Below are 13,708 nucleotides of genomic sequence, written 5' to 3'. Positions count from 1 at the left end.
AATTTTCTACAAATTCCACTTTCAAAACATCACCAAACCCTGCCATCTCAACTCATAGCGTTTTGGCTGTTTGATGTTTTCAAAGCAAAAGAAAAAGTCACACCTGTTTTAAAGTGTACCCTTTGTAAAGGGTACACTTTAATTTTAGACGTGACCTTTAATATTGTTTTACATTAGATTTGTTTTATGGAATTTTCTTCTAATTACTTTTTCAATGGATTCATATTTGGTAATTCCATTTTCTATTAGTGTTAATTTCGGAAGTGTAAAGTAAATTATTATTGCAGAAGTAATTCCAATAAGAGCACCTACCATTACATCTAATGGATAATGAACTCCTACCCAAATACGTGAAATTCCGACTAATATAGCAAGCAAAATCCATAGACTCCATTTTCCTTTTTTAAATAACCAAAAGGACATACAGAATGAAAAAAATAATATGGTATGATCGCTTGGAAATGAATTATTTATTGCTTTTTCTATCAACTGATTTGTATTCGAAAGGACAGCAAATGGTTGGCGATTAAAATGTAATAACCCTGCAAATTTCCCTATAATTTCAGCCAAAACGAAAGCTATGCTTGCGCACATGAGCATTATTTTATTTTCTCTATCTTTGGTAAACCAGAACAGAATAACAAAAATAGCTAAGAAAATAACTGTGTATTCAGCAATAATAATCATTGGTAAATTGAAGAATTGAAATTCTTTTCCTAGACTATTAAGCATTCTAAATAAATCATTATTTATTTCTAATATATTCAAGACATTCTCTCCTTTATAGCTTAATAAAGCTATGTTAAGAAAAAATGTATCTTTAAACCATCGTAAAAGGTGACAATTAATTGCTTAAGCTAACATTATTGTCACTTTGATTTGAAAGCCTTTATGATTAGTTGTATCAATTGCTCGTTTCTGACATACACGTACAAGTGAACGTGTTTATTTTACATATTCATAATGTATATTGACTCAATCTGAATAGTGAAATATTTACCAGTTTATGTTATCCTTATATAAATTATTAGGAAGCCTCGGGGGTTGTTTTGTGTTGAAAATACATTCTACAAATAGATATATCATATTTATTTTTGGCATTACTTTGATGATAACTGGATTAGGAAGATTATCTGGTTTCTTTGAATATGATTCAGTTATTCCAAATCAATCTGTTGCACTACTATACATATCTATGGGCGTTTCTGTTATGTTCATTTCTTACTTTGTTAAACCCAAAAAAGAAAAAAGTTAAACGTTTACCATTCCATATCTTTCAAGCATGTTCCTCATATTGTGTAGTTAGAAACTGTAAACAACCATCCTTGAAATATCTCTTTAATTCTCTTTTCCTAACAACCATTTCTTTATTGTTATTTACTAATCTTACATACTTACTATTCTTTGTTAGCATGAAAGTATAACTTTCGTCTGTTTCTCCTTTAAAACCTATGATATAGGTTCTGCGATACTCTAATTTGTTAGGTAGCCAACCCAGTTTATGCCGTAACATAAATGGTTTCATAAAACATACCCCTTTATTATAAATTCATATAATTTACTGACAGCCCATATTGACTTTTGTACTTCTTCCATCAACCTCAAATACTCCTATTGTGCAATAATCAAACCGAACCATATTTTCAAATATTACCTAATCATGTTATCCTTTTGTAAGTTATTACCTAAATATCAGGAGTTGTTATAAAATGAAAACACCTTCTAAAATTGGACATATCATATTTGTTTTAGGCATCTTATCGCTTTCAATCGGATCAGCGAGATTAACAGGTGCCCTAGAATACAATTCATTTATTTCAAATAAATCTGTTGCAATACTTTTCATTGCTATAGGGGTTTCTGTTATGTTCATTTCATTCTTTGTAAAACCTCTAAAAGTTAAATAACTTTACAGAACAATATCTTTTAAATATCTAACTCCAATTGACCTTGACCTGTTATTTCTTGTACATGATCATTCCAAGCAAGTTGATAATTACTTGCTATCAGAGTTAGCTGGAACAAATTTAAAAGCCTCTAACAGTCGAAGGGATAGTTGCAAACTACGTTTTAAAAAGACCATTAACGATATAACCAGTACTCATATTATTTTATAAGTGACCTGACTTTACTGAGAAAGTGAATTAATATCTTTATTACGAATATGAACAACTCCTGTATTACTAACTTTTATATTCACTTCTGTAATGCCTCTTTTTAATATATGTTCTATTGCATATCTAATCTCCCATTCTTTAACCTGACCAAGATCATTTGAAATACTAGCATGGCTGGATTTCTTATTTTCACTATGAATAATGACTGTCCCTTCACATTCATATACCTTTACAACACCACCCATAAAACCAGAAGCAATAGTTACAACATCAACTCTTTCCTTTGTTATATCTCGAAATGCTTTAGTTGGAAAATTATATATTTTCGCCATTTTGACCTCTCCTTCTACGGAACGTTTGTTTGTATTTATATTAGAACAAACATTCGCTCTTTAGCAAGGAGAAATTTATGAAAATATAAAAAGTATGTTATGTAGATTTTTTTGAGATTAACGCTTATTCTATGTACAAATTAATCTGCTAATTATTGATAGTTCTTTAACCACTCATAATGCATGTGTAACACCTACTTTTTAATCAATTTCATAACCAATAGCCACCATCCGTTGCTATAAATACCAATATATGTTTAAATGTAAATTACTAGGGGATTATACTAGAATGGAGGAATAATAATGGTAAAAACAATTAAAGGTCGCATTTTTGGTTTTGCTCTACTCTCAGCTTTACTTGTTTCATTTTTCATCTATCCATCAGGTAATGTTTCAGCAGCCGAAATCAACGTTGTTCAAAACTCTACTAGTATAGACAATGTTAGTCCAGCTGCTGTGTATACTAAATATGTCACAGTTAATACAAGAACTTCAACGTTTCCACCTGGACAAATTTATCATGTTGAATGGGATGGAGATTTTAAATACGCAGGATACCTAACAAGATTTGATTATGCATACGATCCTGATGCAGGTATTTACTTTGCAACATATAAAGGAAATATTACAATTCAATAAAATTGAATAAACACCTAATCCCCTAGAGTTTTAATAAAGCATAACTAAGCATCCTGGTCACTTTTAATAGAAGTGACCTTTTTCTTTCGATTAATCCTCGATAAACTTAATTAATTGTCTACCTTCTCCTCGCTAGTACGCTTTTGATGTCAAGTAAAACTTGATAAATTTATCATCAATCTTGAATTGTTTATCGTTTATCACTTTGTACAATGCACATTCAGCTGCGATTGACTCCCCACTTTCTTTCCAGTAGTCCAAAGAGCAATTTTCGCATTTTTTTAAGTAGTTTCTTTACAAATCATTAGTAAATTGCCATCTAAATCTTTGAACACAAAATAAAAATTATCCTGAATCTCTGTAACCAGTTCAACATTATTTTCTTTCATAAATTGATATGAAGCTTCAATATCATCGGTCAAAAGCTGAATTGACGGAACTTGGTAAGTGGTAATATCACCATCTTCTTTTCTCCACTTTGGCATGGAATCTAAAATTAATCCAGCGGTACCTTTCATGGGTACCACGAATAAATGTCCAAAATATTCTTCTCCCCCTTCCAAACCAAGTATTTTTCTGTACCATTCTTTTGCTTTCTCTAGGTTACGAACTGGAACAAATACACCGCCGATTCTGTTTTTTATTGGTGATTTATAGTCATGGCTAGTCACAAATACATCCTCCTTACTAATTTATTTCTACTTCTATTTCAACGTGATATTCTACTATTCCTTCTTGCACACCTTCTCGATAAGTTGAAGAAACAACACTTTTAGAAATAACTAAATAGAAGAGCTTAAAATATTGTTTCTCACCTACAGACGTTCGTTTCAAACGTTCAATTAGAACGTCAAACAGCTTTAATTATTAGTACATTCTTTTCCTTTATTTTCTAAACACATCGTTAAAACCAGCAATTTTCTTCTTTATTTTTCTCTAAAAGGTGCTTTATTTTATTATCTATATTTAATAAAACCTGTTTAATTTGTTTAAGCTGATGTTCTCTTTGTAACATCTGCTCATACTTTTCTTGGAATATAACTTTTATTTCAAGTAGATTTTGTAATTCTTCTTTTGTCAGTTTTTTATTTTGATCAATATTTCCCGACCAATCAAAAAGCATTTTGATTTCTTGGAGAGAAAATCCCGTTTGTTTAAGTTTAAGAATTGCTTCCACTATATCAATGTCTTTCTTGTTATAATAGCGGTGCTTATTTTTAATTTCCGGTTGCAATAAATTCATTTTTTCATAATAACGAATAGTATCTTTACTAAGACCAGTACATATTGCAAATTCACCAATTTTCATTAAAATCTCCTTCTATAATATAAATTTATAAACCATTAGGGCAATTATACAATGGAAAATGAAGCGAATGATATGATGGCTGAAAGTAATTCGTCCATTTGTTAACCTCCCTTCTATAACTGCTAGTATATGTAACAAGATAAACGCAATTATCAGTAATATAAATAACCAACCTTTGCTTGGTATACATAATATTAAGAGAATACTAATTGATATGATAACAAATATGAATGTTCGTACTTCAAATCCAACTTCTTTCCATTTTTTTATCCCTGCCACTCCTATTAAAACCGCATATAACACAATTAGTATAGTTGTCAAAATTACCATCCCATCACTCCATTCTTTGATTTCATTCATCTTAAAAGATGGAGCCGACTCCATGTCAACAGATAAGAAATAGTTCCAAGCTCAAGTATCTTAATCTTCCTCACGAAACGCCCTAGTCTAGCCCTTGACATTTCAAAGTAAAAGAAAAGCCTCCATTTAGGAACCTCCCTAAATGTTTTTTTATTCGCTTAATTAGTACAACCGTGCTAAAATAAATACATGAGTAAAAAAAATAAAACAACTAATCAAAAAGAAATGTCATTTATTGAAAAAGCTCGTAGAACTCAAATTGTGGAATGTGCTATTGAAACCATTGCAGAGGTGGGTTACGCTCAAGCTTCTTTAGGTCAAATTGCAAAACGTGCACAAATCAGTAAGGGGGTTATCTCCTATCACTTTGCAAGTAAGGGGGAATTGTTAGAGCAAGTAATTTATGATTACTATATGGCATGTCAAGCTTATACTGCTCCTCTAATCGAAAATCAAAAATCTCCTATAGATATGCTTAGCATTTATATTGAATCAAACCTTAGATTCATAGATGAAAATCGGCAACATGTTTTCGCTGTCATTGAAATTGTTTCTAATGAAAGAACTGCTGATGGCAAACTTCGTTTTGCGGCGGATCATGATGATACTATTTTTCTTCCCATTGAAAACATACTTACACTAGGAATGCACGCGGGTGTCTTCCGAGAATTCACCAAATTGGCTTCGAGAGTAATGGCGTTAACGATACGAAATTCCATTGACGGATTCACTATTGAATTAATGAGAAATCCCCAGTTAAATGTTGAGGAATATACGAGAGAACTAATTACAATATTCGTTAAATCAACTAAAAAATAATATGTCAGAAAACTTGAGGAGGATAGCTATGCATTACTATGAGGTAATTTGTTCTAGTTGTAGGAATAAATTCAGAGTATACGAGGGATCACTGAGATTTAGACAGTTAAAGGAAAGAACCGATAAGATTTTTCGTTGCGAAGAATGTTATAGCAAAATTCGTATGGATGCTATTAAAAATTTCTTTAGATAGCTCCTTCAGCCGATCTTGAGAATAATAAAAGGGATTACAAGTTAAATAAGTATAAAGCCCGGGCTCAAAATTAATGAGTATCTGGGCTTTGTGGAATCATTTAGTTCTATCTCTACTTACAACTATGCTATCGTCAGTCGTTTCTCAAAACAAATTCTATCATTTTCTTATGCCTATCCATGTTTGCATTAAGAATTTGCTGCTGACATTCTACTTTGAACACAAAACCTTTGCAAAAATAAAAAGCAATCAAGAATCAGGAACAACTACTACTGCCCAACTCGATTGCACTCAAAGCATTTAAAAAGAACACCTATGTTAGGTGCTCTTCCGATCAATTTTTCTTGTTTAAATCATCTGGATAAACTATCGTGTTAATTACATCTCCATTTGATTCATCTTTAAAAATTACTTTGACTTTATAATCCTTTTCATCCACACCATTAAATAATTGATAGTACATACCTGTTAAAGCTAGTCCGAATGAGGCCATTGTATCAAGACTATTATCGAATTCTTCTTTGTTTACAGATAAAGTGAATTCTGAAAAAGACTTGTCATAGGTTACATCTTTAATAGATTTGAACTCTTCACTTGCTTTAAGCTCTTCTACACTTGCTAGAATGCCTTCTTTTAAACCTTTCATCATTTCTTTATGTTCTGTTTCAGACATTTTATAAGTTAAAGAACCATTATCATTCTTACTGACTTCCTTCATCCCACTGCTTTTTGCCTTTGAAATAACAGAATCAATGTCCTGACCCTCAAAAAATAGAGCTGGAATAGTTACTTCTACATCTCCACCATCTTTGCTACCTTTTTCCTGACCCTCACTACAACCAGAGATCAAAACACCTAGTAATATAAATAATGGTAGTATCCATTTTCTTGCCATTAAATCTCCTCCTCATACACCAATATACAGAATATGAAGAGATTACACTATACTTTATTAACATAAAGCTCTATTTCTTAACCGCTTCTATACATGAAAAATCATTTCTTTTTTGAGAAACTGATTTTTTATCGTTATCTTAATGTGTTTGGTGACGTTCCACATCATAAATAAAATCTATTTCTTACTTAGTGTTCAGTGCTTAATTTTATAAAATTCAACACGTACTCTGATATAATCAATCATGCGTTGTTTTACATTTCTTTTTCTTTACATTTTCTTCAACAAAGGTTGTGATGAATTTTATGTTTGCAGTACTTTTGGCTATAAGTATTGGAGCTATTCTTGCTGTGCAAACAGCCATTAATGCTCAATTAAGAAAGTTTGTGATTTCTCCTTTTTTAGCTTCAATGATTTCCTTCGCTGTTGGTGTCATCTTCTTAACTATTACATTAGTAAGTAGTGGTTCATCACTGGGGATTCCATTAGATTTATTGTTGAACCAACCTATCTATATTTGGTTGGGGGGAATTGGTGGCGCTATTGCGATAACTACTAACATTCTCTTGTTTCCTAAATTGGGAAGTGTGCAAACAACTATCCTACCGATCTTTGGCATGACTCTCATGAGTATGTTAATCGATCATAATGGCTGGTTTAATGCAACACAATATTCCTTTGGATGGAATCGAATCTTTGGCATATTACTAGTCTTACTAGGCGTCCTTTTAGCTACAGCTATACGAAGCAAGAAAAATGAACAGTATTCTCCCCAAACAAATAAGGAGAGTGTGCGGAATCTATGGATTTGGCGCATAGTAGGGATTCTAGCAGGAATGTTACTAGCTATCCAAATCGCTGTTAATGGACAATTAGGAAAAGTTCTTCACTCTTCTTCTCATGCTGCCCTTGTTTCATTCTTTGTTGGTACTATTACCTTGATTATAATTGTTGGGTTAAAAGATCGATCTTACACAAGTATTAAAGAGCCTTTTAAACAAGCTGCTCCCTGGTGGATATGGATTGGCGGGATCTTAGGAGGATCTTATGTTCTCATCAATGTATTTCTTGTCAATCAAATTGGAAATGGCCAAACTGTAGTTCTTGCTTTATTCGGTCAAATCACTGGTAGCTTGCTGGTACAGCAATTCGGATTGTTTAACTCGCTAAAGAATCGAATTCAACCATTACAAATAATTGGTTTAATGGTGATGATAGCCGGTGTATTTTTAATCAGGATATTTTAAATCATTTTCTTTGCTAATCTTGATCGATGAAACTCTTTTTCAAGAATGGATGCGACATTTCCCCAAAACATAAAACCAGAGTTCATCTACAAAATGTAGCATAAACTCTGGTGACAATGGTGGTCTAACTTTATTTTATGAATTGCCTCATGATTATTTCTTCGCCGATACGTCCTATTAGCCTTTCATTCGTATCTTCAAACCCTACTTTTACATATAGTTTCTGTGCTGGAATATTAGCTTTGTCTACAACTAAAACAATTTCATCACAATTAGGAAATTCTGCTTTAACAAACTCAGCTAGTAATGTCATTCCTTGTTTTGCATAGCCCTTCCCTTGTTCTGTATGATTAATTGATAATGCAGATAATAGCATCGCATTTCTATTCGTAGAATATTTCTTAACTCGTTCATTTGCATTTAGGAGAAAGAAACCAACAGGTGTATTTTCACTTAGAATTACAATGCGATGCTGTCCTTCATTAATTTCCTCAAAATTGCTCGGCAGTGCAGAAAATTGTTTTTGCTCTTCAGTAAGTACAAAAGCGTTCAGTCCTTGCATATATTCACTTAAAAAATGTTTTAATTCAACCTTCTTCAGTTTTTCCATTACATAATTCTCCATTCACTTTTTCTATACTTTACCACTTTATTAGGTTGTGGTCATTCATTTATTTGAAATTTCGAAAAACAAGACGTTCGTTAGATAAATAAATCACGAAAAAAATGCCCAGGCTCAACATTAATTTGAGTACCTAGGCTTTGTTGTTACTTAGTATATTCATACTAGTTACGTTTGTGGATTTGCCGCTAACACTCTACTGGCTTCATGTTGTACTTAGCAATGTATGTAATCTTTACTTGATTTCGTTCACTAACACTGCAGTATTTGGAGCAACAATCGCTTCAATGCCCGAAGCTTTGTAGCTAACTCGAATTGAGTCGTTGCTTTTATATAAATGGAAAGTATCCGAACTAAAAACAAATTCCCCGTTCTCATCTAAAACCGGTGAATAGGTGATGTCATAATGGAACTTTATGTCCTTTGCATCGGCTGGCATATCTGGTTCAGGTTGATAATCCTCAGGAACTTCCGTTGTAACGTATCTAAAAAATAGTTGTATGTCGTTATCATCTATTTTTTCCCAAAGGTCATATGTATTTCCTTGTGTCTTCATACCATCAAAATAAGTTGTTTCCTTTTCTTTATCAGTAAGGGGCAGATAAGGAACGGCTGCTTTTGCTAATTCCGTTATTTTAATTCTTTTCGTTTCTTTCCCTACGGCATTATAAACCAATAGTGTTTTGTCTATACTTCCAAGCAAATCATCTCTTTTTCCAACGAGAAGATGATTTTGAAAGGTTAAAAACACCTCATCAGTTTGCAAATTTACATTATATTGATTTACAACTTTATTCATCTCTTTATTCATTAAATGTTCTTCAAGGATATATTTTAAATTTCCAAATCCCAATAAAGGAATTATTGCTGCGATGATCATGCTTAAAAACAACAAACCAAATTTTTTGGATAAACTAATCTTATTTTTAATAAAGATGATTGGCATACCCACCGCAAAAGTAAAACCTAATAAGCCAACATATGCAAAAAATTGCATCAACCCTAATTCATCTATTTCGTACATATTAATATATACACACACACCAAGTAGAGCGATAGCGATTATTCGTATCAATTGATTTTTCATAAAATACTTCCCTTCCTTTTACAAACCCTCTAAAAGCTATGGTCGCACTAAGAAAAGTTCGGATAATTTCTCTACAATAGTTTCTCTATTCTCAATTATCAGCTCTGTTTTTCCTTTCTTTATTACGTAAGGACTGCCATTTCTGCTCCTATATTTTATTTTGACTACTTTTTTAATTGTCCCTAAGTTTAGACCTATGTACCATTTTTTAAAGTTTGTAATGACTAACTAGCGTTCTATTCCAATTCCATCGAATACTTTACCTATCAAATCTTAACAATGTCTCACCTAATTTTATATATGTAATATTTTCCTTTTTCGTAATGGAAGGAGCATTACTTTTAGAAATGTGCAACTAACTAATATCATTATTGTTGGAGGAGACTGGAATAGTTCATAAGACATTTTTCTTACTTTATCGTATATTGTTTATTTTGTAATCGTACTTTTCTTAACTTATTGTATCCAATCGGTGACTGTGCTTTTTATGGGAGGTATTCGATTTACAGCTGCAGAAAGTTATCCAGGGGATTTGAGTAGTATTTCTTTAGTTATATGGAGCTTCTTATTTTCTTGCATTCATTTTGTTATTTTAACAATGTATTTATTTCTTCATCATTTAGTGTTGTCTCTCTTTAAAATTAGGTTTCAAAGCAAGATAGCATTTTTGTTTAATACTTTTGTGACTGTTTAATTTTCTATTACTTAAAATCATTTTTATAGTACGTATCAGCAAGATAACTCGTTACTTATGAATAATACTACTCTTTAGGATCAATATCACAAGTGTGTCTCTACAATCTCTAGACACCAAGTATTTAAATCTCAATGGATTACTTTCTCTTGGATATTGTTACAGGGAGAGTGGCAACCATTAATATTAACCCTAGATAGAGAGGATATTTTAAACATTCATTCGTTAAATACCCCAATAAATAAGGCATACCTATTAAGGCCATTACTACTCCAATTACAAACAAACCCATTTCAATTTTTCTAATCATATTTTTCTCCTATCCCTTAACATTTCTTATTCATTTCTCCCTACAACCAGAGAAGCTTAATCTAAGAAGCTTCTTTAAAATAAAAGACACCCCTCAGAAATAAGGAATGTCTAACTTTTTATCTATACACATCTAACAGATTTAACAAATATCTTTCTAATTCATTAATCGCAAACAAAACTTCCTTATGAAGTCTATCCTCGACGACGCTATCATCATTAAAGACCTCTAAGTATTTATTCACTTCTACAAAGAATTTTTCATACTCCTGTAAAAACTTATCAATCGTTTGATCACCAGGTGTTACAGATAAATAAATTGTTTTAAATAAATTAAAATCACTATACGCATTACTTAAAAAATAGATAGCCAGTATTCTATCGCTATTAATATACAATTTCACAAAAGATAGATTTTGCTTCAATTTTTTCAATGCATTGATAAGATTGTTCGTTTGCTTCAACATATTTGCCGTATTACTATACATCTGATAATCACCTCCATCTTTATAATAAGCAGAAAACCAACAAATTGGAATAATTTTCTGCAAATTACTAGCTGAAAACTTCCTTTATAATACAATTAAGTCGAAATATTAATTAATAATACTAAATGTATTACAGAAAGGACCCCCATTGGATAAATAATGGATCTTGAAAAGCTATTTTTAAATTCATTTCGAGGATGCCTTTCAAAAAATAAATGCAGGATTGCATGAATGATAAAGAATAGATCAAGGACCCAAAAAATGATGGTTTGATACTGACTGAAAAGTAAGGAAAGGATTAATACGTATAGAAACAGGTGAATAAAAGTGAATACTTTATAAGCCTTTGAATCTTCCATATCTTTAAGTATTATAAACAATCGCCACTCAGAGCGTCTTATTGCATCCATTTCGTGCAAAAGAAATAAAGAAAAGTTAAATAAAAAAAGAACGAGTAATAAATCAGGCATATAAAACCTCCTACAGACTATATACCAAATATTACTATAAAACCACTTTCGAAATACTAAGTAAACATGCCTAAATATGTCGATTTGTAGGCATATGGAGGCTTTCATTCTTTCCCTTATATTAAGCAATATAACCTTTTTACTTCATTCATTTTTGCATAAAGACATTTAAATTCCATCTTACATTCAGCTCCCAATGAAATTTTATCAAGGGCACCATTCTAAAATTGTCCACTTTCCTTGAGTAATCTTCTAGAAGTAAACAAAAGCACACAATCAGAAGGCTTTTCGTTGATAAATAATATGTGTAATCCCCCAAGAAATAATATAGATTAGCATAATAAAAAACGTCGCCCCTGTATATAAAACCGTAACGGATGTATTATCAACAAAATCAATAATTGTTGTTAAGTGTTCATTCATATACAATGCAATTGGTCGTGAAATCCAAGTTAAGAGGATAAAGCTAATAAGTATAACCGTTGTAATATAACCCTGTTTAAATATCTGAAATAATGGGAAGGTAAGCGCAGCAAATAGTAAGAATAAGCCACTACCAATGGCAATGTCAGATACCGTAAAATGTTTATTGAAAGCTAGCAGCGCTAGACTTGTAACACCTATGGATAAAATCATATAGACAATCGCTCCAAGATAGCGGGATGCGATAATTTCTGTACGTGTGTATGGCAAGGAGTTTAATAATATATTCGTCTCAACTTTTTCATCGTATGCATATGTGTTAAAGGGAATAAAAATACTGGCGACCAGAAAAATTAAAACGGGTGGTGCCCCCAACAAAATAAAAACTAAGATAAAAGGAATAAAAAGCAATAGCTGCCTTTTCTGTAGTATGACATCGCGTTTAATTAAGTTAAGCATGATGGATGCCTCCTTTAAAGTAATACATGATATCTTCCAGAGAGGCACGTTCAATAATAACTGTGTCTCCAAAAATATTTTTCGCTGCTTTAATATTATCCGTTAATGCTTCAAATCCTGTGGATGCACGATGAACATGAACAAATGCTTTTTCAGTGTCTCTATCAAGTAGATTCAACTCACCTTTAACGAGCGCATAGTTTTCAGCTACATCGTGTATAGATTGATTAAATACTAATTCCCCTTTCTGTATAAAAGCTATGTAATCTGCGATACGATCTAAATCAGTTGTAATGTGCGTAGAAAAGAAAATAGTGCGATTGCCATCAACCATTAATTCCTGTAATAGATCTAACAGCTCCCGTCTAAAAATGGGATCTAATCCTGCTGTCGGCTCATCCATAATGATTAGCTCTGCCTGATGTGAGAGGGCTATTGCTAATGAAGCCTTCATTTGCATCCCTTTAGAAAATGTTTTTATTGCTTTGTTAAGTGGTAATTCGAATTGTTCTACGTATTGATAAAATATTGTATCGTCCCAGCGTTTGTAAGCAGGTGCAACTATACGTTTTATATCTTTTAAGTTCAACCCTTCAAAAAATATATTGCCATCGTATACAAACCCAATGCGCTGCTTAATCTCCTTCTCATGCGTCTTGTAGTCTAATCCGAAAAGCTTTACTTCTCCAGCATCTGGCCTTAATAGATTCATCATCGTTTTTATCGTTGTAGACTTACCAGCTCCATTTGCTCCAATGAAACCCGTTACAAAGCCTCGCTTTACCTGTAAATTTATATGATTTACGGAAAAGCCTTTGAACCTCTTTGTGACATTCTTTAATTCAACTACATTTTCCATCCCTTTCACTCCTCGTATAAAATCTTCAATAATTCCTTTAGCTCATCAAGTGACAGGCCTATTTCTCTGCTATTCGCAATGACCGCACTTAGCTGTTCCTCAATAACCTTCAGCTTCTTTTCCCGTATAACCTCCAAATTTTGCTCCGCTACAAAAGATCCTTTGCCAACAATGGAATAGATAAAGCCCGCCTTCTCCAATTCTTCATAAGCGCGTTTTGTCGTTATTACACTAATTTGTAAATCCTTTGCGAGGTTACGCATGGAGGGTATTGCTGTGCCCTCCTGTAGTTCACCTGCTAAAATAAGTGATTTAATTTGATTCGTAATTTGTTCATAAATTGGCTCCTTTGAACTGTTCGAAATAATTATTTGCATGCCAATCCC

At 32.3% G+C, this 13,708-nt stretch carries 20 protein-coding genes; 6 read left to right on the top strand and 14 right to left on the bottom strand.

Translation table 11 applies throughout. The annotated features are described in order from the left end of the window. Positions 1-168 precede the first annotated feature (168 nt). Entirely contained in the window at positions 169-768 is a 600-nt protein-coding gene (locus tag B3D98_RS18515; RefSeq protein ID WP_288585076.1) for an undecaprenyl-diphosphatase, read from the bottom strand. A 283-nt stretch (positions 769-1,051) separates the two neighbouring features. Here B3D98_RS18515 and B3D98_RS18510 point away from each other — a divergent pair, with 283 nt between their 5' ends. Next, entirely contained in the window at positions 1,052-1,255 is a 204-nt protein-coding gene (locus B3D98_RS18510; protein WP_231595622.1) for a hypothetical protein, read from the top strand. 21 nt (positions 1,256-1,276) lie between these two features. Here the strand turns inward: B3D98_RS18510 and B3D98_RS18505 are convergent, their stop codons facing one another. Continuing rightward, a complete protein-coding gene (locus B3D98_RS18505) occupies positions 1,277-1,525 on the bottom strand; it encodes a hypothetical protein (RefSeq protein WP_054550260.1) in 249 nt (82 codons plus the stop codon). 184 nt (positions 1,526-1,709) lie between these two features. On the opposite strand from B3D98_RS18505, the gene B3D98_RS18500 reads away from it, so the two are divergent. Beyond that, entirely contained in the window at positions 1,710-1,907 is a 198-nt protein-coding gene (locus tag B3D98_RS18500) for a hypothetical protein (protein ID WP_048392664.1), read from the top strand. A 221-nt stretch (positions 1,908-2,128) separates the two neighbouring features. Here B3D98_RS18500 and B3D98_RS18495 read toward each other — a convergent pair whose 3' ends face one another. Beyond that, on the bottom strand, positions 2,129-2,449 hold the full coding sequence (locus tag B3D98_RS18495) for a DUF1827 family protein (RefSeq protein ID WP_048392662.1): 321 nt from the start codon (positions 2,447-2,449) through the stop codon (positions 2,129-2,131). Positions 2,450-2,752: 303 nt separating this feature from the next. On the opposite strand from B3D98_RS18495, the gene B3D98_RS18490 reads away from it, so the two are divergent. Then, the gene (locus B3D98_RS18490; RefSeq protein WP_054550262.1) at positions 2,753-3,088 is read left to right on the top strand and encodes a hypothetical protein; all 336 of its coding nucleotides are present in this window, start codon (positions 2,753-2,755) and stop codon (positions 3,086-3,088) included. A gap of 281 nt (positions 3,089-3,369) precedes the next feature. Here B3D98_RS18490 and B3D98_RS18485 read toward each other — a convergent pair whose 3' ends face one another. Continuing rightward, the gene (locus B3D98_RS18485) at positions 3,370-3,759 is read right to left on the bottom strand and encodes a VOC family protein (RefSeq protein ID WP_066037316.1); all 390 of its coding nucleotides are present in this window, start codon (positions 3,757-3,759) and stop codon (positions 3,370-3,372) included. A gap of 233 nt (positions 3,760-3,992) precedes the next feature. Further along, entirely contained in the window at positions 3,993-4,397 is a 405-nt protein-coding gene (locus tag B3D98_RS18480) for a MerR family transcriptional regulator (protein WP_288585068.1), read from the bottom strand. Positions 4,398-4,946: 549 nt separating this feature from the next. Between B3D98_RS18480 and B3D98_RS18475 the strand changes: the two genes are divergently transcribed. Together B3D98_RS18475 and B3D98_RS18470 are read left to right on the top strand one after the other, a co-directional pair. Further along, positions 4,947-5,576, top strand: coding sequence for a TetR/AcrR family transcriptional regulator (locus tag B3D98_RS18475; RefSeq protein ID WP_288585065.1), 630 nt, complete (start codon positions 4,947-4,949; stop codon positions 5,574-5,576). A 28-nt stretch (positions 5,577-5,604) separates the two neighbouring features. After that, positions 5,605-5,769 carry a DUF2197 domain-containing protein gene (locus B3D98_RS18470; RefSeq protein ID WP_066037314.1) on the top strand — a complete coding sequence of 55 codons (165 nt, stop codon included), beginning with the start codon at positions 5,605-5,607 and terminating at the stop codon, positions 5,767-5,769. Between the two features lie 334 nt (positions 5,770-6,103). Here B3D98_RS18470 and B3D98_RS18465 read toward each other — a convergent pair whose 3' ends face one another. Beyond that, positions 6,104-6,664 carry a hypothetical protein gene (locus tag B3D98_RS18465; protein ID WP_112118539.1) on the bottom strand — a complete coding sequence of 187 codons (561 nt, stop codon included), beginning with the start codon at positions 6,662-6,664 and terminating at the stop codon, positions 6,104-6,106. 305 nt (positions 6,665-6,969) lie between these two features. Here B3D98_RS18465 and B3D98_RS18460 point away from each other — a divergent pair, with 305 nt between their 5' ends. Further along, positions 6,970-7,911 (top strand): DMT family transporter, encoded by a 942-nt coding sequence (locus B3D98_RS18460; RefSeq protein WP_048392645.1) that lies wholly within the window; start codon positions 6,970-6,972, stop codon positions 7,909-7,911. A gap of 130 nt (positions 7,912-8,041) precedes the next feature. On the opposite strand, the gene B3D98_RS18455 is transcribed toward B3D98_RS18460, so the two are convergent. The 8 genes from B3D98_RS18455 to B3D98_RS18420 form a co-directional block, all read right to left on the bottom strand. Then, positions 8,042-8,521, bottom strand: coding sequence for a GNAT family N-acetyltransferase (locus B3D98_RS18455; protein WP_288585050.1), 480 nt, complete (start codon positions 8,519-8,521; stop codon positions 8,042-8,044). 247 nt (positions 8,522-8,768) lie between these two features. Continuing rightward, on the bottom strand, positions 8,769-9,620 hold the full coding sequence (locus B3D98_RS18450; protein ID WP_288585047.1) for a hypothetical protein: 852 nt from the start codon (positions 9,618-9,620) through the stop codon (positions 8,769-8,771). A gap of 833 nt (positions 9,621-10,453) precedes the next feature. Then, positions 10,454-10,624 (bottom strand): hypothetical protein, encoded by a 171-nt coding sequence (locus B3D98_RS18445; protein WP_167444828.1) that lies wholly within the window; start codon positions 10,622-10,624, stop codon positions 10,454-10,456. A gap of 118 nt (positions 10,625-10,742) precedes the next feature. Then, on the bottom strand, positions 10,743-11,111 hold the full coding sequence (locus tag B3D98_RS18440) for a hypothetical protein (RefSeq protein WP_048392639.1): 369 nt from the start codon (positions 11,109-11,111) through the stop codon (positions 10,743-10,745). Positions 11,112-11,206: 95 nt separating this feature from the next. Next, positions 11,207-11,581, bottom strand: a complete 375-nt coding sequence (locus B3D98_RS18435; protein WP_103119086.1) for a DUF6713 family protein — start codon at positions 11,579-11,581, stop codon at positions 11,207-11,209. Between the two features lie 276 nt (positions 11,582-11,857). After that, positions 11,858-12,463: an ABC-2 transporter permease gene (locus tag B3D98_RS18430; protein WP_054550271.1), complete on the bottom strand. Its 606-nt coding sequence runs from the start codon at positions 12,461-12,463 to the stop codon at positions 11,858-11,860. Next, on the bottom strand, positions 12,456-13,322 hold the full coding sequence (locus B3D98_RS18425) for an ABC transporter ATP-binding protein (protein ID WP_115673689.1): 867 nt from the start codon (positions 13,320-13,322) through the stop codon (positions 12,456-12,458). The genes B3D98_RS18430 and B3D98_RS18425 overlap by 8 nt, the downstream gene beginning before the upstream one ends. 5 nt (positions 13,323-13,327) lie before the next feature. Continuing rightward, positions 13,328-13,699 carry a GntR family transcriptional regulator gene (locus B3D98_RS18420; protein WP_004225203.1) on the bottom strand — a complete coding sequence of 124 codons (372 nt, stop codon included), beginning with the start codon at positions 13,697-13,699 and terminating at the stop codon, positions 13,328-13,330. Between the last annotated feature and the right edge of the window lie 9 nt (positions 13,700-13,708).

Origin of the sequence: Lysinibacillus sp. UBA5994, from assembly GCF_002429725.1 — a bacterium.
In the GTDB taxonomy this organism is placed as follows: domain Bacteria; phylum Bacillota; class Bacilli; order Bacillales_A; family Planococcaceae; genus Lysinibacillus; species Lysinibacillus capsici.
The sequence above is the reverse complement of the archived record's forward strand: the minus strand, read 5'-3'. Positions and strand labels throughout refer to the sequence as shown.

Bases quoted from the DNA above. Each gene is read 5' to 3' on its own strand.
- B3D98_RS18505 (WP_054550260.1), bottom strand. From the start codon at position 1,525: ATGAAACCATTTATGTTACGGCATAAACTGGGTTGGCTACCTAACAAA.
- B3D98_RS18500 (WP_048392664.1), top strand. From the start codon at position 1,710: ATGAAAACACCTTCTAAAATTGGACATATCATATTTGTTTTAGGCATC.
- B3D98_RS18495 (WP_048392662.1), bottom strand. From the start codon at position 2,449: ATGGCGAAAATATATAATTTTCCAACTAAAGCATTTCGAGATATAACA.
- B3D98_RS18490 (WP_054550262.1), top strand. From the start codon at position 2,753: ATGGTAAAAACAATTAAAGGTCGCATTTTTGGTTTTGCTCTACTCTCA.
- B3D98_RS18480 (WP_288585068.1), bottom strand. From the start codon at position 4,397: ATGAAAATTGGTGAATTTGCAATATGTACTGGTCTTAGTAAAGATACT.
- B3D98_RS18475 (WP_288585065.1), top strand. From the start codon at position 4,947: ATGAGTAAAAAAAATAAAACAACTAATCAAAAAGAAATGTCATTTATT.
- B3D98_RS18470 (WP_066037314.1), top strand. From the start codon at position 5,605: ATGCATTACTATGAGGTAATTTGTTCTAGTTGTAGGAATAAATTCAGA.
- B3D98_RS18465 (WP_112118539.1), bottom strand. From the start codon at position 6,664: ATGGCAAGAAAATGGATACTACCATTATTTATATTACTAGGTGTTTTG.
- B3D98_RS18460 (WP_048392645.1), top strand. From the start codon at position 6,970: ATGTTTGCAGTACTTTTGGCTATAAGTATTGGAGCTATTCTTGCTGTG.
- B3D98_RS18455 (WP_288585050.1), bottom strand. From the start codon at position 8,521: ATGGAAAAACTGAAGAAGGTTGAATTAAAACATTTTTTAAGTGAATAT.
- B3D98_RS18450 (WP_288585047.1), bottom strand. From the start codon at position 9,620: ATGAAAAATCAATTGATACGAATAATCGCTATCGCTCTACTTGGTGTG.
- B3D98_RS18445 (WP_167444828.1), bottom strand. From the start codon at position 10,624: ATGATTAGAAAAATTGAAATGGGTTTGTTTGTAATTGGAGTAGTAATG.
- B3D98_RS18440 (WP_048392639.1), bottom strand. From the start codon at position 11,111: ATGTATAGTAATACGGCAAATATGTTGAAGCAAACGAACAATCTTATC.
- B3D98_RS18435 (WP_103119086.1), bottom strand. From the start codon at position 11,581: ATGCCTGATTTATTACTCGTTCTTTTTTTATTTAACTTTTCTTTATTT.
- B3D98_RS18430 (WP_054550271.1), bottom strand. From the start codon at position 12,463: ATGCTTAACTTAATTAAACGCGATGTCATACTACAGAAAAGGCAGCTA.
- B3D98_RS18425 (WP_115673689.1), bottom strand. From the start codon at position 13,322: ATGGAAAATGTAGTTGAATTAAAGAATGTCACAAAGAGGTTCAAAGGC.
- B3D98_RS18420 (WP_004225203.1), bottom strand. From the start codon at position 13,699: ATGCAAATAATTATTTCGAACAGTTCAAAGGAGCCAATTTATGAACAA.